The following is a 24,095-nucleotide window of genomic DNA, read 5'->3' as shown; positions in this document are numbered from 1 at the left end:
GACGATGGCCGCTACGGGACCGGGTGTGAGCTTCGACGTCGGGCGCTGGTGTGAGCGCCACCTCGGTTCTCCGGTCGACGCCGAGCTGTTCACGTCCGGGCACCTGTCCCGGGTGTACGGCGTGCGGCTGGCAGGCGGCCGTTCGGTGGTCGTCAAGGTCCGGCCCGACCTGCCCCGACTGGCCGCCTGCACCGCCGTGCAGCGCGCGCTGTGGAGTGCCGGCTTCCCCGCACCCGAGCCACTCACCGGCCCGACGACCGAGAACGGCCGAACGACCGAGAACGGCCGAACGACCGAGAGCAGCCCGACGACCGAAAACGGCCCGACGAGCGGGAACGGCCTCGCGGTGAGCGCCGAGGTGTACGTGCCGGGAGGGTCGAGCGCTCCCGGCTCCGACCCGGCCGGCCGGTTCGCCGGGCTGCTGGCCCGCCTGATCGCCCTCGCTCCACGGCCGGAAACGATCGGCACCCTCGCGCCGGCACCGCCCTGGACGGCGTGGGACCACCCGCTGCCCGGCATCTGGCCGGTCGCCGACGACCGGGACGACGACCTCAACGCGCCCGAGCACGCCACGCCCTGGCTCGACGAGGCCGGGATGCGGGTGCGGCGCCGGTTGCGGCGGTTCGTGGGTACCCCCGCCGGACGCCGCAACCTCATCGGCCATGGTGACTGGGAGGCGCAGAATCTGCGCTGGGACGGGGACCGGCCGCTCGTGGTCCACGACTGGGACAGCGTCATCGCGGCACCGGAGGCCGTGCTGGTCGGGCTGGCCGCCGCGGTGTGGCCGTGCGGGATGGTGCCCAGGGCGGCGACCGTCGCCGAGTCGGCCGCGTTCCTGGACGCCTACCAGCGCGCCGCCGGTCGCGTCTGGTCCGCCGACGAGGTCGCCGCCGGTTGGGCCGCGGGACTGTGGGTGTATGCGTTCAACGCCAAGAAGGCCCACCTCGACGGTGGCCGGTGGCTGGAGCCGGACGAGGCCGAGCAGCGGCTGGAGCTGGCGGGCGCCTGAAGTTATTCCTTGACAGGAATATTCTTTTGGAAGCATACTTCCTGGCATGGACGTACTGCTCACCGCTCTGGCGGACCCGGCCCGGTGGCGGCTCGTCGCGCTGCTGGCCGAGCGCCCCCGCTCGGTCGGTGTCCTCGCTCAGCTCACCGGGGCGCGCCAGCCGCAGACGACGAAGCACCTGCAGACCCTCGAGCGCGCCGAGGTCGTCACCGCCGAGCGGGTCGGCCAGCGCCGCGTCTACGCGCTGCGGCCCGGCCCGCTGCGGGACCTCGCCATGGAGCTGGTCCGGCTCGCCGACGCCGCCGAGCGGGCCGGCGGGCCGAACGAGGCGTTCGAGCGGCACGGGCGCACCGTCCAGGCGGAGCGGCTCGCCGCCGACGAGGAGGGGTGGGCCGACGGCCGGTCGTTCACGTTCCACCGGGACCTGACCGGCAGCCCGGAGCTCGTCTGGCGGCACCTGACCGAGCCCGAGCTGCTCGCCCGCTGGTGGACGCCGGACGATCTGCGGGTCTCCGAGCTCGTCTTCGAGGCGCGCCCCGGCGGGCGGGTCGTCCTGGAGTACCGCGACGTCGAGGACGCCGACGGCTCCGACCTGGTCGTCGGGCGTGCGGAGGGCGTCGTCGACGACGTGCGTCCCGGCGAGCGCCTTCAGTACCACAACTCGCCGCTGCTGCCCGGCGGCGCGGCCGCCTTCACCTCCCACGTGGACCTGCACCTGCGGCCCAGCGGCGCGGGCACGGGGCTCGACGTCCTGTACCGCATCACCGACAGCACGATCGACTCCGCCGACTTCATCGCGGGGATCGAGCTCGGCTTCGGCCAGAGCCTCGACAAGCTCGTCGCGGCCGTGGCCGCGTACCCAATGAACACCGAGACCAGGAGCGCGAAATGACCGAGCACAGTGGCCGCAGGGTCGTCACCAACATGAGCCTCTCCCTCGACGGCCGCTACGCGGCGCCGGAGAACCCCGTGGACATGCGCTGGGTGATGCCGTACGCCATCACCGACGTCGCCCGGGACCACCTGACGAGCCTGTGGCAGCCGGCCACGACGGCGCTGCTCGGCCGGGTCAACGCCGAGGGTTTCCTCGGGTTCTGGCCGACCGTCATCGGCATGGAGGGCGCCGACCCACGGGACCAGGCGTTCGCGCAGTGGCTCGTCGACACCGACAAGGTGGTCCTGTCCTCGACCCTCGGCGCGACACCGTGGGAGCGCACCACGGTCGTCGACAAGCCGACCGCCGAGGTGGTCGCGGATCTCAAGGCGACCGAGGGCGGCGACATCCTCGTGCTGTCCAGCGCGAGCGTCATCAAGGCGCTCCTCGCCGCCGACCAGGTGGACCGGCTGGCGCTGAACATCTTCCCGGTGTTCCTCGGCGGCGGGCCGCGCCTCTTCGACGACGGCCTGCCCACCGGGCAGTGGACCCTCACCAGCCAGACCGCCGGTGAGCACGGCACCCTGGCGCTCGTCTACGACCGGATCCGATAAGCCCCGCTCAGCCTCACGCCACCGCGGCGCGGACGCCGAGGGCGACGAGGACCGCCCCGGCGACCCGCTGCACCACCGGGAACGACGGCGGGCGGGCGCGGCCGATCAGCACGGTCCAGCCGAGCAGCCAGATGGTGATCAGCGTGGCCTGCGCGGTGGCGAGGACGAAGATCTGCGGGACGACCGCCGCGTGCGGGTCGATGAACTGCGGCACCAGGGTCAGGACGATGGCCGCGGCCTTCGGGTTGAGCACGTTGCCGAGCAACGCCTGCTGATACGCGGGCTGCGGCGGGCCGGCTGACTGTAACGAAGCCGAAGCCAAAGCCGCGGGCGGGCGCGACCGCCAGGTCCAGATGCCGAGCCCGATCAGATAGGCGGCGCCGCCGAGCCGGACCGCGGTGAACAGCTCGCTGGAGCGCATCACCAGCGCGGACAGGCCGGCGGCGGCGAGGGTGGCGTGGAGGTACAGGCCGGTGACGGTGCCGAGGATGACGGGCACCGCCCGCCGGGCGCCGTCGCGGGCGACCCGGTGGGTGAGCAGGGTCAGGCTGGCGCCGGGCATGACGATCAGCGGCAGGATCGCCACCACGAAACCGGCGACGGCGGGCGTGGGCATCAGCGCACGACGCGGTAGTGCGTGACGAGGTTCCGGTCGTCGTCGAGGATGTGGTACGCCAGCGCGGGCGGCGCGTCGAGGTCCGCCAGCCGGTCGCTCTCCCATGGCAGCCGCAGGGTCCAGGTGACCCCGGGCGCCACCAGCAGCGGCCGGCCGGCGAAGGTTGACACCGCGGCCGTGTGCGCGTGCCCGGCCAGGGTCGCGATCACGTTCGGGTGCGCGTCGAGGAGCGCCGCGTACTCGTACACCTGCTGCAGCGACATCGAATCGGGCAGTGGGTGGTGCAGCGGCACCGGTGGGTGGTGGAACGCGATCAGCGCCGGGGTATCGCCGCCCAGCTCGGCGAGGGTGCCGGCGAGCCACTCCAGGGTGTCCCCGGTGAGGAGGCCCTCGTCGCGGCCGGGGATGGCCTGCCACTACCAGCGGCAGCGCAACTCCTGAGTCAGTCCCACCAGAGCGTCACCACGTGGGCGCCGGCCGGGACCTCGATCGGCCGCAGCGGCGGCCCGCTGCCCCACCAGCCGTAGCCGGGCTCGTCCGGGGACAGCGACGCCGCCCACGCGGCGACCGCTTCCGCCGACGCGGTCGTCACCACGTAGACGTGGTCGCTGAAGGGCCACTCGTCCGGGAATGTGAGCTCACTGATGCCCACCCAGACGCCGTGCACGTCGGGACGGTCCCGCACCGCGCGCAGGACGCGGTAGAACGTGGCCGGCCCGGGATGCTCGATCAGGTTGCAGCCGATCGACCCGTATGCGTCGTTGCCGTCGAAGAAGAGCTCCAGCCCGACGACCGGCTCGGGTCCGACCCCCGCGTCGTATCCACCCTGCCGGTCGATCTCGGCGAGCAACGCTGCCAGCACGCTGTCGATCGTATGATCAAGTGGAGCGGGCCCGCAGCGCATCCACCATCAGCGCCACGGCACCGTCCGCGTCGGCGGTGCCGAGATCGGCGCCGTTCCAGTCCTCGACCTGGTAGCCGCCATCCACAACGACGACGGAGATGTTGTCGGCGCTGGGCGGATACCCGACAGTCCGGTGGAACACCATCCCGCGGTTGGTCTGGTACGGCATCAGCGACCGGATCTGCGGTTCCCGGCCCGCAGCCGCGAGCAACGGCAGCAGGTGTTGCGGTCCCGCCTCCAGGTAGCGCCGCCACGAGTGCTCGACGATCGAGCCGCGGCCGTGGGTCGCCGCAGCCGCACCCTGAGACACCGCCGGCACGACGGTGGCGAGCTCCTCCAGCCGCGTCCCGAGGATCCAGGCGCGCAGGCCGGCGACCACGGTGGCCAGCTCGGTGGTGGACGCGTGCGCGACGAGCGTCGCACCGTCCCGGAACTCCATCCGGAACGCCCGTTCCTCCAGGTCGAGCAGCACCGTCGCCAGGAACGAGCCGTTGAAGACCCTGGCGCCGCTGCCCGCCCAGCCCGGCGCCGGGTCCGGCCCGGGCCGCAGCGGCACCCCCGCCGCGGCGCAGGCGACCTGCAACGCCGCGGCGAGGGATCCCGCCGGTGCCACATCGGGATACAGGCCGGGATCCACCTCGAACATGGCCATGAGTCTATCGACTGAGGCATTCGACACAGTTTGCTTGTTTCCGGACATGGGTACCAGTGCTGCCGCAACGAATGGGAGGCACGCATGCTGTCGCATGACGAACGTGAGTACCGCGAGTTCGAGCACGACGAGGATCTGCTGATTGTCGAGGAGGAGCACGTCAGCGGTCCGTACCGCGACGGGCGCCCGATCCTCTAGGCGGCCACCCGGTCCTTCTCCAGGACCGACGGCCCGGTGGTCCGGCCGAGAGCGCTGGGCCACCACATGCGTTCACCGACGTCGAGATTCAACGCCGTGACGAGCACGGACCGCACGATGATCGTGTCGAGCAGCACACCGAACGCCACCGCGAAACCGATCTCGGCGAACGCGGTGAGGGGCAGCGTGGCGAGGACCGCGAATGTGCCCGCGAGGACCAGGCCGGCCGAGGTGATGACGCCCCCGGTGGCCGACAACCCGACCAGGGCGGCGCGCCGGGTGCCGTGTTTGACCGCCTCCTCGCGCACCCGGGTCATGAGGAAGATGTTGTAGTCGATCCCGAGCGCGACCAGGAACACGAAGACGAACAGCGGCAGCGACGAGTCGGCGCCCCCGAAGCCGAAGACGTGGCGGAAGACCAGCGCGCTGACGCCGAGCGCGGCGCCGAAGGACAGCACGACGGTCGCGATGAGGATGACCGGCGCCAGCACCGAGCGCAGCAGCAGGATGAGGATCAGCAGCACGACCGCGAGCACGATCGGGATGATCAGGTTGCGGTCGCGCTTCGCGGCGCGCTGGACGTCGAGGTTGATCGCGGTGGTGCCGCCGACCTTCGCGGCGGCGCCGGGCACGGCGTGCACGGCCGCCCGGACCCGGTCCACGGTGTCGTAGGCCGCCTGGCTGTCGGCCTGGTCGACGAGGTCGCCGGTCATATAGGCGTAGTCGCCCTTGATCGCCGGCTCGCTGATCGACGCCGGGTCGATGCCGGGCACCCCGGCGAACGCGGCCCTGGTCGCGGCGGCGGCACCGGCCGTGCTGACGACGGCGACGGGGCTGCCGGCGGCGCCGGCGCCGTGCCGGGCCAGGACCTCCTCGCCGACGATGGAGTCCTGGGTGCTGCGGAACGACTCCTTGTTGGTGAGACCGGTCGCGTCGAGCTGGACGACGCCGACGGTCGCGACGGCGAGGATCAGCGCGGTGGCGACCCACACGCTGCGGGGGCGGCGGGCGATGCGGTCGCCGACGCGGGCCCAGAGGCCGGTCGCGGTCGGTTCGGCCGAGCCGACCTTCGGGCGCAGCGGCCAGAAGATCCACCGGCCGCAGATGGTCAGCAGCACCGGCAGCAGGGTGAGCATGACGGCGAGGCCGACCGCGATGCCGATCGCGGCGACCGGGCCGAGGCCCTTGGTCGAGTTGGTCTCGGCGAAGAACAGGCAGAGCATGCCGAGCACGACGGTGGCGGCGCTGGCGATGATCGCGGGCCCGGAGCGGTGCAGCGCCTCGGCCATCGCCTCGTGCCGGTCGTCGTGCCGGCGGAGTTCCTCCCGGTACCGCGCGATGAGCAGCAGGGCGTAGTCGGTGCCGGCGCCGAAGACCAGGACCGTGAGGATGCCGGCACTCTGCGCGTTGACGACCAGGTCGGCGTGCTTGGCGAGCAGGTAGATGACGGCCTGCGCGGCGATGAGCGCGACACCCGAGGAGATCACCGGCAGAAGCCACAGCAGGGGGCTACGGTACGTGATGAGCAGGATCACCACGACCACGGCGACCGTGCCGAGCAGGAGGCTGCTGTCGATGCCCTCGAACGCCGCACTGGAGTCCGCGGCGGTGCCGGCGGGGCCGGTGACGTGCACGGCGAGCCCGTTGGCACCCTGCGTGGCGGTGTCCCGCAGCTGGTCGGCGAGCGCGCCGGCCTTGGCCCAGCCGTCGGCGCCGAGGTTGAGCGGGACGATGATCTGGGCGGCCTGGCCGTCCTTCGTCGGGATCGGGCCGGTGACGGTGCCGTCGAGTTCGGCGAGCCGGCCGAACGCGGCGGCGTCAGCCTTGATCTTGGTGGTGTCGTCACCAGTGAGCCCGGACGACCGCTCGTACACGATGATGGCCGGGACGGTATCGGGTGAGGCGAAGCTCGACTGCACGTCGATGACCTGCACGGACTCGGCGCCACCGGGCAGCCACGACTTGGCGTCGTTGCGCTCGACATCGGTCAGCTTGCCGGCGAGAGGACCGGCGAAGGCCGCGACGGCCAGCCAGAAGATCACGAAGATGTACTTGATCCGGCGGCCCGAAATCGCCCCGGCGACAGACTTCCCCATGCGTCGATGCTTACATAGGTAGGCGCGCTACGCATTGTGACCCAGGACACGCTGCGTGATGCCCCGAGGTAGGGGGTTCTCCAGAGAGCGCTCTCCCGCGTATCGTTCTGGGCGGACCAGTGTGAAAGGAACTCCGTGCCCGCCTCCCTGCCCTACCTCGACCCATCCCTCGCCGTCGCCGAGCGCGTCGCCGACCTGCTCGCCCGCATGACGCTGCCCGAAAAGGTCGGGCAGATGTTGCAGCTCAACGCGCGCGACGGCGTCCGCCACCTCGTCGAGGACATGCACGCCGGCTCGATCCTGCACGCCTCGCCGGAGCGGGTCCTGGAGGCCACCGCCCTGGTGGAGCGGACCCGCCTGCGGATCCCCCTGCTGGTCGCCGAGGACTGCATCCACGGCCACTCCTTCTGGAGCGGCGCGACGATCTTCCCGACCCAGCTCGGCATGGCCGCCTCCTGGGACCCGGACCTCGTGGAGAAGGTCGCCCGCGTCACCGCCGTCGAGGTCGCCGCCACCGGCATCCACTGGACCTTCTCCCCGGTCCTGTGCATCGCCCGGGACCTGCGCTGGGGCCGGGTCAGCGAGACCTTCGGCGAGGACCCGTTCCTCATCGGCGAGCTCGCCTCCGCGATGGTCCGCGGCTACCAGGGCGACGGCCTGGCCGACCCGACCGCGATCCTGGCCACCGCGAAGCACTTCGCCGGCTACTCCGAGACGCAGGGCGGCCGCGACGCCAGCGAGGCCGACATCTCGCGGCGCAAGCTGCGCGCCTGGTTCCTGCCGCCGTTCGAGCGGGTCGCCCGCGAGGGCTGCCGCACGTTCATGCTCGGCTACCAGTCGATGGACGGCGTGCCGATCACCGTCAACAGCTGGCTGCTCGACGAGGTGCTGCGCGGCGAGTGGGGCTACACCGGCACCCTCGTCACCGACTGGGACAACGTCGGGCGGATGGTCTGGGAGCAGCGGGTCCACGTCGACTACGCCTCCGCCTCCGCGGCCGCCGTCAAGGCCGGCAACGACATGGTGATGACCACCCCGGGCTTCTTCGAGGGCGCCCAGGACGCGGTCGCCAAGGGCATGCTCGACGAGGCCGACATCGACCAGGCCGTGCGCCGGGTGCTGACGCTCAAGTTCGAGCTCGGCCTGTTCGAGCAGCCCCGCCACCCCGACCCGGACCGCCAGGCCGCCGTGATCGGCTCCGGCCCGCACGCCGCGGTCAACCTCGAGATCGCCCGGCGCAGCCTGGTGCTGCTGCGCAACGACGGCACGCTGCCCATGTCCGGTGCCGCGAAGACGGTCGCCGTCGTCGGCCCCAACGCCGACGACCAGCACGCCCAGCTCGGCGACTGGGCCGGCGCGTCCGGCCAGACCGAGTGGCTGCCCGACGGGCACCCCCGCGAGCTGACCGAGACCGTGCTGGACGGCCTGCGCCTGGTGGCCCCCGAGGGCTGGACCGTCACGACCGCCCGCGGCGCCGACATCCTCACGGTCGGGCCGGACCCGGAGGGCGAGTTCTTCCCCGACGGCCAGCCCCGCCCGCACGTCGTGCACCCCAGCGCCCCCGACCCCGCGATGATCGCGTCCGCGGTCGCGCTGGCGGAGGAGGCCGACTACATGGTCGCGGTGGTCGGCGACCACATCGAGCTCGTCGGCGAGGGCAAGTCGACCGCCACCCTGGAGCTCATCGGCGGCCAGATCGCCCTGCTCGACGCGCTCGCCGCGACCGGCAAGCCCCTCGTGGTCGTCCTGATCAGCTCCAAGCCCCTCGTCCTGCCGCCGTCGGCGCTCAACGCGGCCGCGATCATCTACGCGGCCAACCCGGGCATGCGCGGCGGCCGCGCGATCGCGGAGCTGCTGCTCGGCGTCATCGAGCCGACCGGCCGGCTGCCGATCTCCTTCGCGCAGCACTCCGGCCAGCAGCCCACGTACTACAACCAGGTCCGCGGCCAGCACGGCAGCCGCTACGCCGACCTGACCCAGCGCCCGACGTTCGCGTTCGGGCAGGGCCTGAGCTACACCACCGTCGCCTACGACGACCTGCACATCGAGCAGCCCGAGGTGACCGCCGCGGACACGCTGCGGGCCACCGTCACCCTGCACAACACCGGCACCCGGCCGGCCCTGGAGACGGTGCAGGCCTACGTCAGCGACACCGTCACCTCGGCGACCTGGGCCGACAAGGAGCTCAAGGCCTACACGCAGGTGTTCCTGTCCCCCGGCGAGCGGCGCTCGGTAGCCATCGAAGTGCCCGTGGCGGAATGCACGTTTGTCAATGCGGCAGGTGTACGGGTCGTCGAGCCGGGCGCGTTCGAACTCCTCGTCGGATCCTCCTCGCGCGACGAGGACCTGCTGCGCGCCGACTTCAACGTGAGCAAGCCGGTCCACCCGACGTTGTAGCGGCTTTGCGACGGTGAGCTGGGCCCGCTGCTCAGCTCACCGCCGATCGCTTTCCGTCGTCACAACCCGCAAATATCATTGTCTGATCATGGATGCACCTGACGGGTTGCGGCGGGTGGCGTTGCGGGGGCACGGGAAGCTCACGCCGCCGGAGTCCGGGGACGTGCTGGTGACGGCGTCCGCCGGGGCGGGCGGGGAGGCCATCACGCTATGGGCGGCGCCCGGCGCGCGGGAGGCGCTGCGCAAGGGCGCAAGGGCGCCGGGGTCGTGCGCGAAGCGGCCCGTCGCGGCCCGGGTCGTCGTGCAGGCGGCGGGTGGGACGACGGTGACCACCATCGCCGACCTGGACCTGCCCTACTGCCACGTCCAGCCGTTGCCCGGCGGGCGCCTGCTGGTGGTGGCGGCCAGGGGCGGCGGCGCCGCGATCTTCGACGGTGACGGGGTGCGGCTGCGGCGGGCGCGGGTGAGCGACGGCATCGAGCACGTGCTGACCACGCCGTCGGGGCGGGTCTGGATCGGCTACTTCGACGAGGGCGTGTACGGCGGCGACCCCGTCGCGCACCACGGCATCGTCCGGTACGACGCCGACCTCGAGACCGAGTGGCTGTTCCCGTTCGACACCGGGTTCGGGGCCGTCGACGACTGCTACGCCCTCAATGTCGACGGTGAGGACGCATGGTCCTGCTACTACAGCGACTTCCCAGTCGTGCACCTGGCCGGGGACGCGGTCACCGGCTGGCGCAACGCCGGCGGTCAGGGCGCCAACGCGCTGCTCGCCGCGCCGGGCATGTGCGCGCTGATCGGTGGGTACGCCGGCAGCCGCGACCTCGCAACGGTCGGCTGGCTCACCGGCGGCCGGCGCGAGGTCGCCACGGAGACGCGGCTGGTCCTGCCCGACGGTGGGGCGCTGCCGGAGCGGCCCCGGTTCGTCGGGCGGGGCACGGACCTGCACGTGTTCACCGAGACGGCGTGGCTCCGGCTCGGCCTGGAGGACCTGCTGTGACGCGGTCCCGACCGGCCGTGCTGGACGGGGCGGAGCTGGCCGGCGATCCGCGGTTCGTCGAGGCGACGCACGGCATCCTGGCGGATCTCGTCCGGGGCGGTGCGGCGCTCGGCTGGGTCGAGCCGCCGGCACTGCCCGACATCGCGGACCTGCTCGGTCACGTCGCCGCCGCGGCGCGGGCCGGGGACGGTGCGCTGCGGGTCGCCTACGCCGGGGACCGGCTCGTCGGGCTCGGATACTGGCTGCGGTACGCCCGGCCCACCCATCGGCCGCACGCCGACCTGGAGAAGCTCGCGGTGGCCGCCGACGCCCACGGTCAAGGCGTCGGCCGGGCGTTGACGGCGGCGCTGATCGACGCCGCCCGGCAGGCCGCGATCGAGGTCCTGACGCTGGACGCCCGCGGCGACAACAGCAATGCGCTGCACCTCTACCGGTCGTTGGGCTTCACCGAGTACGGCCGGCTGCCCGGCTTCGTCGCCGTCGGCAGCCGCCGCTACGACAAGGTCCTGCTGATGCTGGACCTCCGGGCGGGCTGAGCCCTACGACCAGGTCAGCATCAGGGCGGTCGCGTCGTCCTGCAGCTGGTCCTGCTGGTGGGTGAGCAGGGTCCGCACGAGCCGGCGCATCGTCTCCGCCGGCTGGAGCTGATCCGCCAGGGCCTTCGTGACGCAGTCGACCAGCCGGTCGATCCCGAACTGCTCACCGTCCTCGGTGCGGGCCTCCACCACGCCGTCGGTGTAGAGCAGCAGGGCGTCGCCCGGCTCGAGGCGCTCCTCGGCGACGATCGGCATCGGGTCGCCGAGGTACCCCAGGCCGAGCGGCAGAGCGGTCGGCCCCGGCAGGGTCCGCACCAGCCGGCCGCCGCGCAGCAGCAGCTCCTCGGGGTGCCCGGCGCTGATCTTCCGGTAGGCGCCGGTGGAGATGTCGAGCTCGCCGAGGATCGCGGTGACGTAGTCCTCCGGATACTGGGCGTGCACCCATTTGTCCACCGACCGGTACGAGTCGACCAGGTCCAGGCCGCAGCGGCGGGCGTTGCGGTACGCGCTGATGGCGAGGGACGTCAGCGCGCTCGCCGCGATCCCGTGCCCGACCGCGTCGAAGACCGCCACGTGCAGCACGGACCCGTTGATGGCGTAGTCGAACGCGTCGCCGCCGACGTCGTAGCAGGGCTCCAGGATCGCCGCGACGGCCGCGCCGGGCGTCGCGAACGTCAGCGGCGGCAGCTGGTTCCAGATGATCTCGGCGGCGAGCTGCATCGGCAGCCGGCGCCGGGTGCGTTCCAGGGCGTCGCCGTAGGTGCGGCGGGTCGCCACGATCCCGGCGAACGCCGCCGCCAGGGCCCGCAGGTCCCGCACGAACGCCGCGTCGTCGTCGGGCAGCGTCCCCAGGTGCGCGGCCAGCACGCCGAGCCGGTCGGCGCCGCTGACGACGGGCACCCAGATCCGCTCGCCGTCCGGCGCGTCGGGCGTGCCGCCCCGGACCGGCTCGCCGCTGGTGTAGGCGCGCCCGGCGAGGGTGCCGTCGATGCGGACCGGCTCGCCCGGCACGCCGCCCGCCCCGGCCAGCGGCAGCAGCTCGACCTGCCCGTAGTCGACCAGGTACAGCTCGATGTCCACGGCCCCGAGCACGGCCGCGACCTTGGAGGCCACGGCCGGCAGGTCCTCGGGCCGGGCATGGTGCAACGCGTCGACCAGGTTGTGAACCGCCTGCATCGCACCCGTCACACTGCCACCCCGGTCAGGCCCTCGCCTCGGTTGCTGTCCTCACGCCTCCACGATGGTGCTGCAGCATCCCCGAAACACCAAATGCGACCGCGATCACCAGACCGGACGTGACCATGCCGGTCTCGCCGGGTGGTGTACGTGCACGCCACCGGACCCGTGCCGCCGCGGCCCTCACAGGTCCAGGACGAGATCCGTCCGCGGGCGGGCGCAGCAGATGAGCACGGTGCCCTCGGCGGGTGGGTCCAGGGGCTCCGGGACCGACTCGACCTCGCCGGACAGCAGACCCGACTCGCAGGTGTGGCAGACCCCGGTCCGGCAGGACCAGCGGACCGGGACGTCGCAGGTCTCGGCGAGGTTCAGGACGCTGCCGTCGTCGTCGGCCCAGCCGGCGGTGACGCCGCTGCGCGCGAACGTGATGGTGGGACCGGGGCCGGGGCGGGACCGGGGCGGGCCGGCGGCCGCTGGGCGTACACCTGGCGTCACTGCCGCGACAGTGCTGAAGTCCTCCCGGTGGACCTCCGCGACCCCGGCCGTGGTCAGGGCGGCGGTCACGTCCCGCATGAACCCCGCCGGTCCGCACACGTAGGCGACGGCTGACGGCGGCAGGCCGAGCCCGCTCAGCACGCCGGCGTCGAGGCGGCCGGCGATGTCGTAATCGATGTCGGGGCGGTCCTGCGGGCGGGGGTGGCTGAAGCAGATCACGTGCCGGCCGGGGAGCAGGGCCCGGACCTCCGCGGCGAACGCGTGGCCGGCACCGTCGCGGGCGCCGTGCAGCCACCAGATGTCGCGGCCGGTCGGGTGGTCGGCGAGGTCGTGCAGCATGGCGAGCAGCGGGGTGGCGCCGATCCCGGCCGACACCAGCAGCACCGGGCGGTCCGACCGGTCGAGGGTGAAGGTGCCGCGCGGCGCGGCCACGTCGAGGGTCGTGCCGGTCCGGACGTTGTCGCGGAGGTAGCCGCTGCCCGCGCCGCCCGGTTCGTGTTTGACGCTGATGCGGTACGCCGGCCCGCCCGGTGACCCTGACAGCGAGTAGCTGCGCACCAGCCCCGGGGCCAGCCGCAAGGTCAGGAACTGCCCCGCGGCGGGCACCGGCAGCGGGGTCCCGTCGGGCGCGGCGAGCCGCAGCGACACCACGTCGGCGGTCTCCGGCTCGACCGCGGTGACCACGAGCGGGCGGAACCCGGGCCACGCCGGCGGCGCCGCCACGGCCGCCAGGCCCGGGTTGCCGGCGTGTTCCGGCTGGTCGAGCAGGGCCCGCAGGGACGCCTTCCAGCCGGGGCTGAGCGCCTCGATCTTCAGCGCCCGGGCGGCGGCGCTCCGGTCGTGCCCGGGCAGGTAGAGCAGCGCGTCGATCTCGGCGACGGTGACCCGCTGCGGCCCGTCGGCCACGCGCACGATGTCGTCGCCGGCGCGCACCTCACCCTCGGTGATGACCCGCAGGTAGAAGCCGGGACGGTGGTGCGCGACCAGCAGGGCCGGGATGCGCGGCTCGCCGAGGCGCAGACCGACGCGGTAGCAGGTGACCCGCGGCTGGGTCACCTCGACGACCGCGCCGCCGACGCGGAACCGGTCGCCGACGCAGACCTCGTCGTCGGGCAGGCCGTCGACGGTGAAGTTCTCCCCGAAGTGGCCCGGGGCCAGGTCGTCGCGGCCGAGGAACTCGCGCCAGTGCCGGTAGGAGTCGAGCTGGTAGACCAGGACGGCGCGCTGTTCGCCGCCGTGGCCGGCGAGGTCGCCCTGGCCGTCGCCGTCGAGGTTGAGCCGGCGCAGCATGACCGGCCCGTCGACCGGCGCCTTCCAGACGCCGGTGTGCACGGTGCGACCCTGCCACGCGACGTCCTTCGGCAGGCCCACGTTCACGGACACCAGCGTCGCCACGGAACCGACGCTATCGCCGCCACCCGCCGGCGCCACCCCTGCGACGGATGACGGCGCCCGCCAGTGACCTTCTGCGCGCACTCAGCAAACTTTCGCTGAAGCGTGCAAAAGCTATGGACTTGCTGATCGAAACTGCCTAGTCTTCCGGCGGGTGGTCCAGTCGTCGGCGTCGATAGGCCCGCCCGAGCTTCAGCGTCCCCCGACCGCCATCCGGGGACGTTTCTCCGTCCCCCCAGGAGGAAGCATGGGCATCAGGCCTTTGCGCTCGTTCACCATCGCCGCCACCGCCGCCGCCACGGTTGCCGCCATCGGCATCTGGGCCCCGCCCGCCAGCGCGATCCCCGCCCAGGAGCCCGGGGTGACGCTGCGCGTCTATGACGTGCAGACCGCGCTCAGCGCGATCTGCACGCTCAAGACGGGTCAGACGCCCAACGTCGACAAGCTGATGCCGACGATCAACTGGACCACGACCGCCGACTTCGGATACGACAACAACTTCGTCTCCCAGGTCATCGGCAACGTCAACATCGCCACCGCCGGCAGCTACACGTTCCGGCTCAGCAGCGACGACGGGTCCCGCCTCGCGATCGACGGCGCCACCGTCATCAACCACGACGGCCTGCACGGCGCGACACCGCCGAAGGAGGGCACCGTCACCCTCACCACCGGCTACCACGCGCTGCGCATCGACCACTTCGAGCGCGACGGCGGGCAGCAGATCACCCTGGAGTGGAAGACGCCCGGCTCGTCGGCGTTCGTGCTCGTGCCCAACTCGGTGCTCAGCACCGACGCCGGGGTGGTCCGCGTGACCGCCCCCGGGCGCAAGGAGTGCGAGGGCGCCGGCGACTCCCCCGGCGACGGCCTGCCGCTGACCTCGGTGCACCCCGGTTTCACGCTGACGAACCTGCGTCCCAACGCGGCGTTCCAGCCGAAGGTCACCGGCATGGACTGGCTGCCCGACGGGCGCCTGGTCATCTGCACCTGGGGCGGCAGCGACCAGTCCGGCACGTCGCAGGCCGGCGAGGTGTGGATCCTCGGCAACACCGGCGGGGCGACCTCGCCCGGCAACGTGACGACGAAGCGCATCGGCAGCAACCTCAAGGAGCCGATGGGCCTGAAGGTCGTCAACGGCGTCGTCTACGTGTCGGAGAAGGCGCGGCTCACGCGGCTCGTCGACACGACCGGTGACGAGGTCGCCGACCAGTACCAGACCGTCGCCACCTGGCCGTTCAGCGGCGCGTTCCACGAGTTCGCGATGGGCCTGCTGTACCGCGACGGCTTCTTCTACCTGAGCCTCTCGGTCCCGATCGACTACGGCGGCGCCAGCACCGTCCCGCAGCCCGTGGCCAACCGCGGCACGTCGCTCAAGGTGAACGCGACGACCGGCGCCGTGGAGTACGTCGCCGGCGGCCTGCGCACCCCGCACGGCATCGGATGGGGCCCGGAGAACGGCCTGTTCGTCACCGACAACCAGGGCGGCTGGGTGCCCGCGTCGAAGCTGGTGCAGATCAAGCCCGGCCGCTTCTTCAACCACTACAACACCCCGGCCGGGCCGTTCGACTACAACGCCGTCACGCCGCCGGTGCTGTACATGCCGCAGAACGAGATCGCCAACTCCCCGAGCACCCCGATCGTCATGCCCACCGGCGTCTACGCCGGGCAGCTGATCATCGGTGACGTCACGTACGGCGGCCTGCAGCGCGCCTACCTGGAGAAGGTCAACGGCGAGTACCAGGGCGCCCTGTTCCGGATGACCCAGGGTCTCGAGGCCGGCGTGTCCGAGGTGAACATCGGCCCCGACGGCGCGATCTACGTCGGCGGGATCGGCGCCGGCGGCAACTGGGGCCAGGCCGGCAAGCTCAACTACGGGCTGCAGAAGCTGACCCCGAACAGCACGGCCACGTTCGACATCCTCGCGATGCGGGCCACCGCGGCCGGGTTCGAGATGGAGTACACGCAGCCGCTGTCCGCCGCGACCGCCACCGATCTGGCGTCGAAGTATCAGTTCAAGCAGTGGCGATACGAGCCGACCTCGGCCTACGGCGGCCCGAAGGTCGAGGAGGAGAGCCTGACCGTCACAGCGGCGACCCTGTCCTCGGACGGCAAGAAGGTCTCGCTGACCGTCGCCGGACGCAAGCCCGGCCGGGTCGTGCACGTGCGGTCGCCGAAGCCGTTCAGCTCGACCAGCGGGCTGTCGCTGTGGAGCACCGAGGCCTGGTACACGCTGAACGCCATCCCCGGCGGTGCCACGGTCGCGAACCTGGCGCTGAACGCACCCGCCACCGCCGACAGCTCCTGCACCGCGGCGGAGGCGCCGGCGAAGGCCGTCAACGGCACCGTCTCCGGCGGCACCAGCGACAAGTGGTGCTCCAACAGCGCGAACAAGTGGCTGCAGGTCGACCTCGGCGCGAGCAAGACCGTCGGCCAGATCGTGGTCCGGCACGCCGGCGCGGGCCGCGAGGCCGTCGCCAACACCAGCAACTTCACGCTGCAGACCAGCACCGACGGCACCACCTGGACGACCCGGGCGACCGTCACCGGCAACACGGCGAACATCACCACGCACAACCTCAGCGGGGTGACCGCCCGCTACGTGCGGTTCGCCACCACCGACACGCCCTACGCCCGGGTCTACGAGCTGGAGGTCTACCAGCAGTCCGGCCCGACGTCCGGCCCGATCACCGGCATCGCCGGCAAGTGCCTCGACATCGACAACGCGGGCACCGCCGACGGCACGAAGATCCAGCTGTGGACCTGCAACGGCACCGCCGCCCAGCGCTGGTCCCGGGTCGGCAGCACCTACCAGGCCAACGGCAAGTGCCTCGACGTCGACAACGCCGGCACCGCCAACGGCACCAAGGTGCAGCTGTGGACCTGCAACGGCACCGGCTCGCAGGTGTGGCAGCCGCAGGCGAACGGTTCGATCCTGAACCCGCAGTCCGGCAAGGTCCTCGACGCCCTCGGCGGCGCCTCCGCCGACGGCACCCAGATCCACATCTGGGACTACGCGAACGTGGCCAGCCAGAGGTGGGTGGTCCCGGCCTGACGGCCGTGGGGGCCCGGTACGCCTGTACCGGGCCCCCGCGCGGGGACTAGTCTGGGCCGGACATTTCCCCATCGCAGTCCAAGGACGGACATGACGGTCAACGAGGAGCTCGACACGACCGTCGCGCATTCCGCGCGACTCTGGAACTACCTGCTGGGCGGCAAGGACAACTTCGCCGTCGACCGGGAAGCGGCCGAGCAGGTGCTCGCCTACATGCCCGAGCTGGTGCAGTCGGCGCGGTTCAACCGGCAGTTCCTCGGCCGGGCCGTGCGGCACCTCGCCGGCGAGGCCGGCATCCGGCAGTTCCTCGACATCGGCACCGGCCTGCCCACCGCGGACAACACGCACGAGGTCGCGCAGTCCGTCGCCCCGGCGGCCCGGATCGTCTACGTCGACAACGACCCGATGGTCCTGGTCCACGCCCGGGCGCTGCTGACCAGCAACCCCGAGGGCGCCACCGACTACCTCGACGCCACCGTCCGCGACCCGAAGACGATCCTCGCCGAGGCGGCCCGCACCCTCGACTTCACCCAGCCGGTCGCGATCATGCTGCTCGGCATCATCAACTTCGTGGTCGACGACGAGGAGGCCGCGGGCATCGTCCGGACCCTGGTCGACGCCGTCCCACCCGGCAGCTACCTCGTCATGTCGCACCCGACCCGTGAGGTCAACGCCGCCGCGGTCGACCGGGCCGTGGAGATGTGGAACAGCAGCGGCGCCGCCCCCATGGCGGTCCGGGACCCGCAGCAGATCGCCGCGTACTTCACCGGCCTGGAGCTCCTGGAGCCCGGCGTCGTCACCTGCTCCCAGTGGCGCCCCGACGGCAACGACACCACGCCCGCGTCCGAGTACGCCGGGGTGGCCCGTAAGCCCTGAGGTGTCGGCTACCCGCCTGTGACGAGCGGTGGCACGACCGGAAACCTACGCTCCCGCCCATGAGACGTGTGCGGAGTCACGCCGGCGCCTGGTTGCCGGTCATGGTTGTCGGCGTGCTGCTGCTCACCGGCTGCGGCTCCGCCTCCAAGGAGACCCCGACCGGCGGCGCCACCTCGGCCGCGGCGGACGCCACCACCGAGGCGCCCGCCGCGGAGGAGCCCGTGTCACTGCCGCCGGGCGCCCAACCGGGCCTGGACGACTACGACGGCGACGGGCAGAAGGACCCCACCTGCTCGACCCAGGACTTCGGCGCCGGGCTCGTGCTGCGCATCCCGTGCCAGATCGGCAACGCGCACGACCCCGAGAACGACACCCGCCTGGTGAAGGACTCCCTGTATCGCCTGCCCGGCCCCGACATCGACCTCACCGGCGTCTCCGGCTCGGTCCTGGAGGCCCGCGACCCCAACGGCGTCCACGTCTACATCGTGACCTTCAACAGCGACGCCCTCTTCGCCACCGGCAGCGCCGACGTCGGCAGCACCGACACCCTCGACAACACCATCAAGGTCATCAACAAGCTGTATCCGAACGGCGCCATCCAGGTCCGCGGCCACACCGACGCGACCGGTTCGGCCGCCGGCAACCAGACCCTGTCACAGCGCCGGGCGGAGACCGTCCGGGCGTACCTGACCGGGCACGGCGTCAGCGCCTCCGCCGTCACCGCCGTCGGTCTGGGCAGCACCCAGCCCCTCGTCGAGGAGAAGAACACCGACGGCTCCGCCAGCGTCGCCGGCCGCGCCTTCAACCGCCGCGTCGAACTGGTCATCCGCCTGCCGAAGTAACGGCTCAGAACGAGATCGCGGTGCGGGCCAGGACGTAGGCGGGCAGGCCTGCCTTGAACTCGTCCTCGTCCGCCCCGCGCCACACCACCAGGACACCGCCGGCGGCGAACGCACGGCCGGGGCCGTTCATGTTCGCGGCGAGCGCGGCCTCCACGCCGCTCTTGCCGCCGATCGTGATCTCCCGTTCGCCGGTCGTCTTCCCACCGAACAGCGGCGTGATCATCAGCACCGCGAGCGCCTGCTGCGCGTCGGTGCCCTCGTAGGTGAACACGCGGATGAAGCCGATCGCGCCGGCCGGCTTGGCGTCGATCTCGCACCGCAGCGTCAGCCCGCCGGTCGACCAGCGGTAGGAGGAGGCGTCCTTCGGGGTCCATTTCGCCGCGGTCGGCAGCGTCGCGGGGATGGCGCACTCGGTGCCGGGACCGATCTTGCCGGCGGCCGCGGCGGGCGCCGGGTCGACAAACGCAGGATCGGTGGCGGCACCGGCCGACGCCGAGGGAGCGGCGCCCGATGCGGACACGGATACGGCCGGGACCGGCGTGCCGGAGGCCTGTGCCCTCGGGGTGGCGGGGTCGTCGGCGCAGGCACCGACCAGGGCGAGGGAGGCCGCAACCGCGACGAGGGGGATCATTCGCACGGCCGAGATCTTCGCACAACCCACCGGCCGCCGATGACCCGCGCGGGCAGACCTACGGGATGCGCTCCAGTTCGTTGGTGTAGTCGCCGTCCGGGCCGTACTGGATGAGCTTCTGCGCATCGCAGAGGTAGCGCTCGGGTTTCGTGCTGAGCGGTCCCTTGCCGCTGTTGTTGCGCTTGCCGTTGCGGTTGATGACCCAGCTGATCTCACCGGACTGTCCACTGAGGACGACGGCGCCGTCGAGGATGCGGTAGTTGCCCCGGGCGACGCCACGGAACGTCTGGTCCCAGGTCGCGCCGTCGAAGGTGGCCCGGTACGGGGCGGAGGCGTTGGTGTCGTACACCATGTGACCCTCGCCGTCGAACTCCTGCAGGATCCCGGCGCCGCCGCTGAACTGCTCCCGCTTCGAGCCGTTGTTGACGTGGATCTCGCTGCTGGTCTGCCGCCACTTGCCGACCAGGCACGGGTCGAGCCCCGCCGCGACGCTCACCACCGGCGACGGCGACACGGACGGCGACGGCGACGCCGAGGCGGACGGCGTGGGCAGGATCGCCGGGAGGGCGTCCGCCCGCGGGTCGGGGCGCAGTGACCAGGCCAGGGCTCCGCCGCCGGCGAGGACCACCAGGGCGACGACCGCGGCGAGGACCACGAGCCCTCGCCTGCCCCGCCACGAAGGCTGCGGCAACGGCTGCGGCGTGGCCAAGGCGGGCGGGGTGGGCGGGGCGGCCAGGGCGGGCCGGGCCGGCGCCGGGAAGGTCGCCGGGGACGGAGACTGCGGCGAGGCGGAGATGGGCGCCGCCGCGCCCGGGGTCGGCTGGTCGAAGCCGCGCAGGCTGCCCTCCGCCACCGCCAGCTCCGGCTGGTCCACGACCACCGGCGCGACGCCGAGGGCCGGCTCCAGCGCCGCCGCCACGGCCGGCATCCGGCTCGACCCGCCCGCCAGGAACACCGCCGCCAGCGACGACATCGGCTGCCCCGCGACGGCGAGGACCTCCACACAGGTGCTGACCGTCCGCTGCAACACCGGCGCCGCCAGCCGGTCCAGCGTGGCCCGGTCCAGGGGCACCTCCACGTTGAACAGCGGCAGGTGCACCAATGTGGACGGCAGCCGCGACAGCATCTCCTTCGCCGTGCGCACGTTGTCCCACACCTGCTGCGCCACCCTGCGGTCGAGGGCGTCGGCGGGGTTGGTCAGGCGCGGCCAGTACCCCTGCGAATCCGGCACCAGGTCCCGCAGGTGCGCGAGCAGCGCCGCGTCGACGTCGAGGCCGCCGGCGGCGTCGAGGCCGAGCGTCGCGAGCAGCTCGAACCCGTCCTCCGTGCGCCGCACCACCGACGCGTCGAACGTCCCGGCGCCGAAGTCGTAGACCAGCGCGGTCCCACCGACCGGCACCCGATGCCCGGCCACGTCCGCGAAGTAGTGTGCCGCCGCGACGGGCTCGGCGACCAGCCGCGTCCCGGGCGGCGCCGCGTCGAGCAGCACCTGCCGCCGCCGTTGCCCCCACGCCGCCGGGCACGTGACGACGACGCCGGTCAGCGCCCCGCCCGACATCCCCGCGGCCTCGGCGACCGCCCGGTCGAGCACCGCCTTGAACAGCCGCCCGACGGGCACCTCGGCGTCGCCGAGCAGCACGACCGCCTCGTCGACCCGGCGTTTCGGGTTCGGCTCCAGCCGCCCGGGACTGGCCATCCCCAGGTGCACCGCGTCCCGCCCGACGACCAGCCCGCCGTCCGCGTCCAGACAGACCGCCGAGGGCATCAGCGGCGAACCGTCGAACAGCAACGGCCGTGGCTCCCGCCCGTCGGCGGCAAGGACCGCCACCGTCGTGGACGTCCCGAAGTCGATCCCCAACCGCGTCACACCCGATACGGTACTGATCCGGACCACACGCCCCTGGCAGTGGCCACCACGAACAGCAGCCTCGACGACCCTCCCCTCGAACTTCACGGGACGCGGGCGGAGATGGCCGCTGTGGACGTGACGCGTCATGGCGGACACGCCTTCTCTCGGCCCGTTGCCCGGCGGTGACACAATCGGCGGGTCTCGTCTACGGAAGGTGATCTACGTGTCCGATGTTGACATGATCCTGACCGCGTTGATGGCGGGCGCGACGGCCGGAGGGGCGGCCGGGGTGACCGCGACCACGCAGTCCGCCGTCCAGGACGCCTACGCCGGCCTTCGGGACCTTCTGCGCCGGACGCTGACCCGGCGGGGCCGCTCGGACGCGGTGCTGGACGCGATCGAACCCGGGCCCGGCGACTGGCAGGACGAGGTCCGCGCGGCGCTGACCGGGACGGGCGCCGACGAGGACGCGCAGGTGCTGGCGGCGGCGCGGACGCTGCTGGCCGCGGCCGGCGGCGGCGGCAACGTGCACGTGCGCACCAACTACGGTGCGGTTGCGCACACCATCTCCGCGCCGGTGCACATCACGTTCGGGCAGGTCCCGCCGTTCGGGCAGGTGCCGCCGGATGGGCAGATCCCGCCGTATGGGCAGGTTCCGTCGGGTGGGCAGGTGCCGAACCCCCCAGTGCGGCCGGGGGCGTAGTCAGGTCAACCGCACCCGGCGGACGCACCGACCAGAGCACCAGCGCCCGGGACGTCCACGGGGTCATGGCCGGCGCCATCTACGGCAACGTCACGATCAACGGCCGGGTCGCCGCGCCGTCGCCCCAGGAGCAGCTGGACGCGGCGGTGGCGGCACTGACCGCGGCGGCGCGGCTGCAGTGGACGCGCGAGCTCGCCATCCGCGACTCCCTGTACGTCAGCCCGATGCGGCTCACCTGGTCGGCCGCCACCCCCGCCGGTCGCGCGGTCGGCGCCCACCCGGCCGTCGTCCTCGGCGACGCGTCCCTGGCCGGCTCCGTCAGCTACCTTCGCGTCTCCGGTGACGTCACCGAGTTCGGCGAGCTCTGGCGGCGCCTGCCGCGGCGGCAGCTCGTCATCCTGGGCGAGCCGGGCTCCGGCAAGACCACCGCCGTGCTGCGCTGCACCCTCGACCTGCTGTCCGCCGCCGCGGCCGGCTCCGGGCAAGAGCAATTTCAAGGGCCGGCTCCGGTACTGCTGGCGCTCGGCTCGTGGAATCCCACCACGCAGAGCCCGCTGGACTGGATGATCGAACGGATCAGCGCCGAGTACAACTTCCTGCGCGACGCTGACGCCTACGGCGCCGACGTCATCGGCCGCCTCCTCGCCCACGACCGGATCCTGCCGGTGCTGGACGGCCTCGACGAGATGCCGCCGGCCTGGCGGGCCCTGGCTCTGCCGGCCCTCGACGCGATGCTCAACGCCGGCAGCCACCTGATCCTGACCTGCCGGCGCGAGGAGTACCTCACCACGGTCGCGGCGGCGGGACGCGTGCTGGCCGCCGCCGCGGTGGTCGAGCTGCTGCCCGCCGCGGCGGCGACCGTCACCGGGTTCCTCGCCGCCGGCGCCCCGGCGAGCGACGACCGTTGGCGCGACTTCACCACCCACGTCGCGAACCAGCCGGGGCACGTGCCGACCGCCCTGTCGAACCCACTGATGGCGAGCCTGGCGCGCACCGTGTACACCGACCGCCGCACCCGACCCGCGGAGCTGTTCGACGCCACCCGGTTCCCGGACCAGGCGGCCGTCGAGCGGCACCTGCTCGGCGCGCTCATCCCGGCCGTCTACGCCGATCGCGGCCGCCCGTACGACCCGGTGCGGGCCCGGCGGTGGCTGTCGTTCCTCGCCCGGCACCTGCATCGCAGCGGCACGTACGACCTGCGGTGGTGGGAGCTGCACCGCGCGCCCCGCTTCGTCGAGTTGTGGCTGCTGCTCAGCGTCGCCGTCGCGGCGTGCACCACGGTGTTCTGGGCGGTCGCCTTCGCCGCGTCCGTCGAGGTCGGCCCGCCCGCGAACGTGGACCCGGTGACCGCCTCCAGTCCCACGTTCCGGCCGCAGACCCAGACGCCGCTGGGCGACCTGCGCTGGGTCCTGGTCAGCATCCTCGTGATCACGCTGCTGGCCCTGCTGGCGACCGATGGCGTGCGGCGTCCCCGGGTGCCGCTGCCGGACTCCGGCATCCGGTCCCTCGTCAGGCAGCTCCTGATCGCCGTGGGGTGGGCCATGCTGCTGACCGTCCCCCTCGCGGTCACGGCGTCCCTGCTGGTGCTGATGCTGTTCGTGGCGCCCTCCGACCTGACGGCGGTCATCCAGGTCCTGGCCGTCGCCACCGCGGCCACCCTGTCCGCCGCCGTTCCGGTCGGCCTTCTCGTCGGGCTGATCCGCTGGCTGCGCCTACCGGACCGATCCGCCGGCCCCGCGAGCGTCCAGTCCTCCGTCGCCGGCGGCCGCCGCGCCGGCATCGCCGGCGTCATCGTGATCTTCCTGATCAGCGGGCCGATCCCGTTCGCGCTCATCGGCGTCGCCGTCGCCCTGGTCTTCAGCATGACGGACGACTCGATGACGACCGGCGGATTCGTCGCGGTCATGTTCGTCGCCGTCGTGGTGGGGCTCGCCATCAGCCTGCTGATCACGCCGATGACGATCGCCGTGTCGCGGTGGTTCCGCTTCCGCCTCGTCGCGGCCTACTACGCGCTGTGGGGCCGGCTGCCGTGGCGGCTGCTGCGCTTCCTCAACGACGCCCACCGCCGCGGCATTCTGCGTCAGGTCGGTCCGGTGTACCAGTTTCGCCACGCCTACCTGCAGGACCACCTCGCCCGCGACCGCTGAACCGCACCGTAACCGGGGTCGCGAAGGACTGCACAT

20 protein-coding genes are annotated in these 24,095 nt (G+C 72.6%); 11 read left to right on the top strand and 9 right to left on the bottom strand.

The features are described 5' to 3' along the window. The first annotated feature begins 25 nt into the window (after positions 1-25). From Dsi01nite_RS32760 to Dsi01nite_RS32750, 3 genes are read left to right on the top strand one after another with little or no spacing between them, the layout of a single operon-like run. Positions 26-1,009, top strand: a complete 984-nt coding sequence (locus tag Dsi01nite_RS32760; RefSeq protein ID WP_203850193.1) for an aminoglycoside phosphotransferase/kinase family protein — start codon at positions 26-28, stop codon at positions 1,007-1,009. A gap of 46 nt (positions 1,010-1,055) precedes the next feature. Continuing rightward, positions 1,056-1,901: a metalloregulator ArsR/SmtB family transcription factor gene (locus Dsi01nite_RS32755; RefSeq protein WP_203850192.1), complete on the top strand. Its 846-nt coding sequence runs from the start codon at positions 1,056-1,058 to the stop codon at positions 1,899-1,901. Next, a complete protein-coding gene (locus Dsi01nite_RS32750; protein WP_203850191.1) occupies positions 1,898-2,497 on the top strand; it encodes a dihydrofolate reductase family protein in 600 nt (199 codons plus the stop codon). Before Dsi01nite_RS32755 ends, Dsi01nite_RS32750 begins: the two co-directional genes overlap by 4 nt. A 13-nt stretch (positions 2,498-2,510) precedes the next feature. Here Dsi01nite_RS32750 and Dsi01nite_RS32745 read toward each other — a convergent pair whose 3' ends face one another. From Dsi01nite_RS32745 to Dsi01nite_RS32725, 5 genes are all read right to left on the bottom strand, one after another. Further along, positions 2,511-3,113, bottom strand: coding sequence for a LysE family translocator (locus Dsi01nite_RS32745; RefSeq protein ID WP_203850190.1), 603 nt, complete (start codon positions 3,111-3,113; stop codon positions 2,511-2,513). Beyond that, complete coding sequence (locus tag Dsi01nite_RS32740) at positions 3,113-3,406, bottom strand: metallophosphoesterase family protein (protein WP_203850189.1); 294 nt, start codon at positions 3,404-3,406, stop codon at positions 3,113-3,115. The genes Dsi01nite_RS32745 and Dsi01nite_RS32740 overlap by 1 nt, the downstream gene beginning before the upstream one ends. Positions 3,407-3,555: 149 nt before the next feature. Continuing rightward, complete coding sequence (locus tag Dsi01nite_RS32735; RefSeq protein ID WP_203850188.1) at positions 3,556-3,975, bottom strand: YfbO family protein; 420 nt, start codon at positions 3,973-3,975, stop codon at positions 3,556-3,558. 16 nt (positions 3,976-3,991) lie between these two features. Then, a complete protein-coding gene (locus tag Dsi01nite_RS32730; protein WP_203850187.1) occupies positions 3,992-4,663 on the bottom strand; it encodes a DUF6193 family natural product biosynthesis protein in 672 nt (223 codons plus the stop codon). Positions 4,664-4,863: 200 nt separating this feature from the next. Beyond that, a complete protein-coding gene (locus Dsi01nite_RS32725) occupies positions 4,864-6,963 on the bottom strand; it encodes an MMPL family transporter (protein WP_203850186.1) in 2,100 nt (699 codons plus the stop codon). Positions 6,964-7,098: 135 nt separating this feature from the next. On the opposite strand from Dsi01nite_RS32725, the gene Dsi01nite_RS32720 reads away from it, so the two are divergent. The 3 genes from Dsi01nite_RS32720 to Dsi01nite_RS57610 all read left to right on the top strand — a co-directional run bounded on the left by Dsi01nite_RS32720 (position 7,099) and on the right by Dsi01nite_RS57610 (position 10,899). Further along, positions 7,099-9,360 carry an exo-beta-d-1,3/1,6-glucosidase gene (locus Dsi01nite_RS32720; RefSeq protein ID WP_203850185.1) on the top strand — a complete coding sequence of 754 codons (2,262 nt, stop codon included), beginning with the start codon at positions 7,099-7,101 and terminating at the stop codon, positions 9,358-9,360. 88 nt (positions 9,361-9,448) lie between these two features. Further along, positions 9,449-10,363 (top strand): YxiH-YxzG fusion protein, encoded by a 915-nt coding sequence (locus Dsi01nite_RS57615; RefSeq protein WP_239136340.1) that lies wholly within the window; start codon positions 9,449-9,451, stop codon positions 10,361-10,363. After that, complete coding sequence (locus tag Dsi01nite_RS57610) at positions 10,360-10,899, top strand: GNAT family N-acetyltransferase (RefSeq protein WP_239136339.1); 540 nt, start codon at positions 10,360-10,362, stop codon at positions 10,897-10,899. Before Dsi01nite_RS57615 ends, Dsi01nite_RS57610 begins: the two co-directional genes overlap by 4 nt. A 3-nt stretch (positions 10,900-10,902) precedes the next feature. Here the strand turns inward: Dsi01nite_RS57610 and Dsi01nite_RS32710 are convergent, their stop codons facing one another. Both Dsi01nite_RS32710 and Dsi01nite_RS32705 read right to left on the bottom strand, forming a co-directional pair. Next, entirely contained in the window at positions 10,903-12,075 is a 1,173-nt protein-coding gene (locus Dsi01nite_RS32710) for a PP2C family protein-serine/threonine phosphatase (protein ID WP_203850183.1), read from the bottom strand. 183 nt (positions 12,076-12,258) lie between these two features. After that, the gene (locus Dsi01nite_RS32705; protein ID WP_203850182.1) at positions 12,259-13,965 is read right to left on the bottom strand and encodes an MOSC and FAD-binding oxidoreductase domain-containing protein; all 1,707 of its coding nucleotides are present in this window, start codon (positions 13,963-13,965) and stop codon (positions 12,259-12,261) included. A 244-nt stretch (positions 13,966-14,209) separates the two neighbouring features. Here Dsi01nite_RS32705 and Dsi01nite_RS32700 point away from each other — a divergent pair, with 244 nt between their 5' ends. The 3 genes from Dsi01nite_RS32700 to Dsi01nite_RS32690 all read left to right on the top strand — a co-directional run bounded on the left by Dsi01nite_RS32700 (position 14,210) and on the right by Dsi01nite_RS32690 (position 18,729). Beyond that, positions 14,210-17,011, top strand: coding sequence for a ricin-type beta-trefoil lectin domain protein (locus Dsi01nite_RS32700; protein WP_203850181.1), 2,802 nt, complete (start codon positions 14,210-14,212; stop codon positions 17,009-17,011). 90 nt (positions 17,012-17,101) lie between these two features. Then, positions 17,102-17,887, top strand: coding sequence for an SAM-dependent methyltransferase (locus Dsi01nite_RS32695; protein ID WP_203850180.1), 786 nt, complete (start codon positions 17,102-17,104; stop codon positions 17,885-17,887). Between the two features lie 59 nt (positions 17,888-17,946). Next, positions 17,947-18,729: an OmpA family protein gene (locus Dsi01nite_RS32690; protein WP_203850179.1), complete on the top strand. Its 783-nt coding sequence runs from the start codon at positions 17,947-17,949 to the stop codon at positions 18,727-18,729. Positions 18,730-18,733: 4 nt separating this feature from the next. Here Dsi01nite_RS32690 and Dsi01nite_RS32685 read toward each other — a convergent pair whose 3' ends face one another. Both Dsi01nite_RS32685 and Dsi01nite_RS32680 read right to left on the bottom strand, forming a co-directional pair. Continuing rightward, on the bottom strand, positions 18,734-19,360 hold the full coding sequence (locus Dsi01nite_RS32685; RefSeq protein ID WP_239136342.1) for a lipoprotein: 627 nt from the start codon (positions 19,358-19,360) through the stop codon (positions 18,734-18,736). Between the two features lie 58 nt (positions 19,361-19,418). After that, positions 19,419-21,227, bottom strand: a complete 1,809-nt coding sequence (locus tag Dsi01nite_RS32680) for an Hsp70 family protein (protein ID WP_203850177.1) — start codon at positions 21,225-21,227, stop codon at positions 19,419-19,421. 205 nt (positions 21,228-21,432) lie between these two features. Between Dsi01nite_RS32680 and Dsi01nite_RS32675 the strand changes: the two genes are divergently transcribed. Both Dsi01nite_RS32675 and Dsi01nite_RS32670 read left to right on the top strand, forming a co-directional pair. Continuing rightward, a complete protein-coding gene (locus tag Dsi01nite_RS32675) occupies positions 21,433-21,912 on the top strand; it encodes a hypothetical protein (RefSeq protein ID WP_203850176.1) in 480 nt (159 codons plus the stop codon). Between the two features lie 65 nt (positions 21,913-21,977). Next, positions 21,978-24,059 (top strand): NACHT domain-containing protein, encoded by a 2,082-nt coding sequence (locus Dsi01nite_RS32670; RefSeq protein ID WP_203850175.1) that lies wholly within the window; start codon positions 21,978-21,980, stop codon positions 24,057-24,059. Positions 24,060-24,095 lie beyond the last annotated feature (36 nt).

This window comes from Dactylosporangium siamense (assembly GCF_016862795.1).
Lineage (GTDB): Bacteria > Actinomycetota > Actinomycetes > Mycobacteriales > Micromonosporaceae > Dactylosporangium > Dactylosporangium siamense.
Note: the sequence above shows the minus strand (reverse complement) of the source record. Positions and strands in the feature narration are given on the sequence as shown.

Excerpts from the sequence above, each read along its gene's own strand:
- Dsi01nite_RS32685 (WP_239136342.1), bottom strand. The coding sequence starts at position 19,360 with ATGATCCCCCTCGTCGCGGTTGCGGCCTCCCTCGCCCTGGTCGGTGCC.
- Dsi01nite_RS32670 (WP_203850175.1), top strand. The coding sequence starts at position 21,978 with ATGGCCGGCGCCATCTACGGCAACGTCACGATCAACGGCCGGGTCGCC.
- Dsi01nite_RS32755 (WP_203850192.1), top strand. The coding sequence starts at position 1,056 with ATGGACGTACTGCTCACCGCTCTGGCGGACCCGGCCCGGTGGCGGCTC.
- Dsi01nite_RS32695 (WP_203850180.1), top strand. The coding sequence starts at position 17,102 with ATGACGGTCAACGAGGAGCTCGACACGACCGTCGCGCATTCCGCGCGA.
- Dsi01nite_RS32750 (WP_203850191.1), top strand. The coding sequence starts at position 1,898 with ATGACCGAGCACAGTGGCCGCAGGGTCGTCACCAACATGAGCCTCTCC.
- Dsi01nite_RS32725 (WP_203850186.1), bottom strand. The coding sequence starts at position 6,963 with ATGGGGAAGTCTGTCGCCGGGGCGATTTCGGGCCGCCGGATCAAGTAC.
- Dsi01nite_RS32730 (WP_203850187.1), bottom strand. The coding sequence starts at position 4,663 with ATGTTCGAGGTGGATCCCGGCCTGTATCCCGATGTGGCACCGGCGGGA.
- Dsi01nite_RS57615 (WP_239136340.1), top strand. The coding sequence starts at position 9,449 with ATGGATGCACCTGACGGGTTGCGGCGGGTGGCGTTGCGGGGGCACGGG.
- Dsi01nite_RS32690 (WP_203850179.1), top strand. The coding sequence starts at position 17,947 with ATGAGACGTGTGCGGAGTCACGCCGGCGCCTGGTTGCCGGTCATGGTT.
- Dsi01nite_RS32700 (WP_203850181.1), top strand. The coding sequence starts at position 14,210 with ATGGGCATCAGGCCTTTGCGCTCGTTCACCATCGCCGCCACCGCCGCC.
- Dsi01nite_RS32745 (WP_203850190.1), bottom strand. The coding sequence starts at position 3,113 with ATGCCCACGCCCGCCGTCGCCGGTTTCGTGGTGGCGATCCTGCCGCTG.
- Dsi01nite_RS32710 (WP_203850183.1), bottom strand. The coding sequence starts at position 12,075 with ATGCAGGCGGTTCACAACCTGGTCGACGCGTTGCACCATGCCCGGCCC.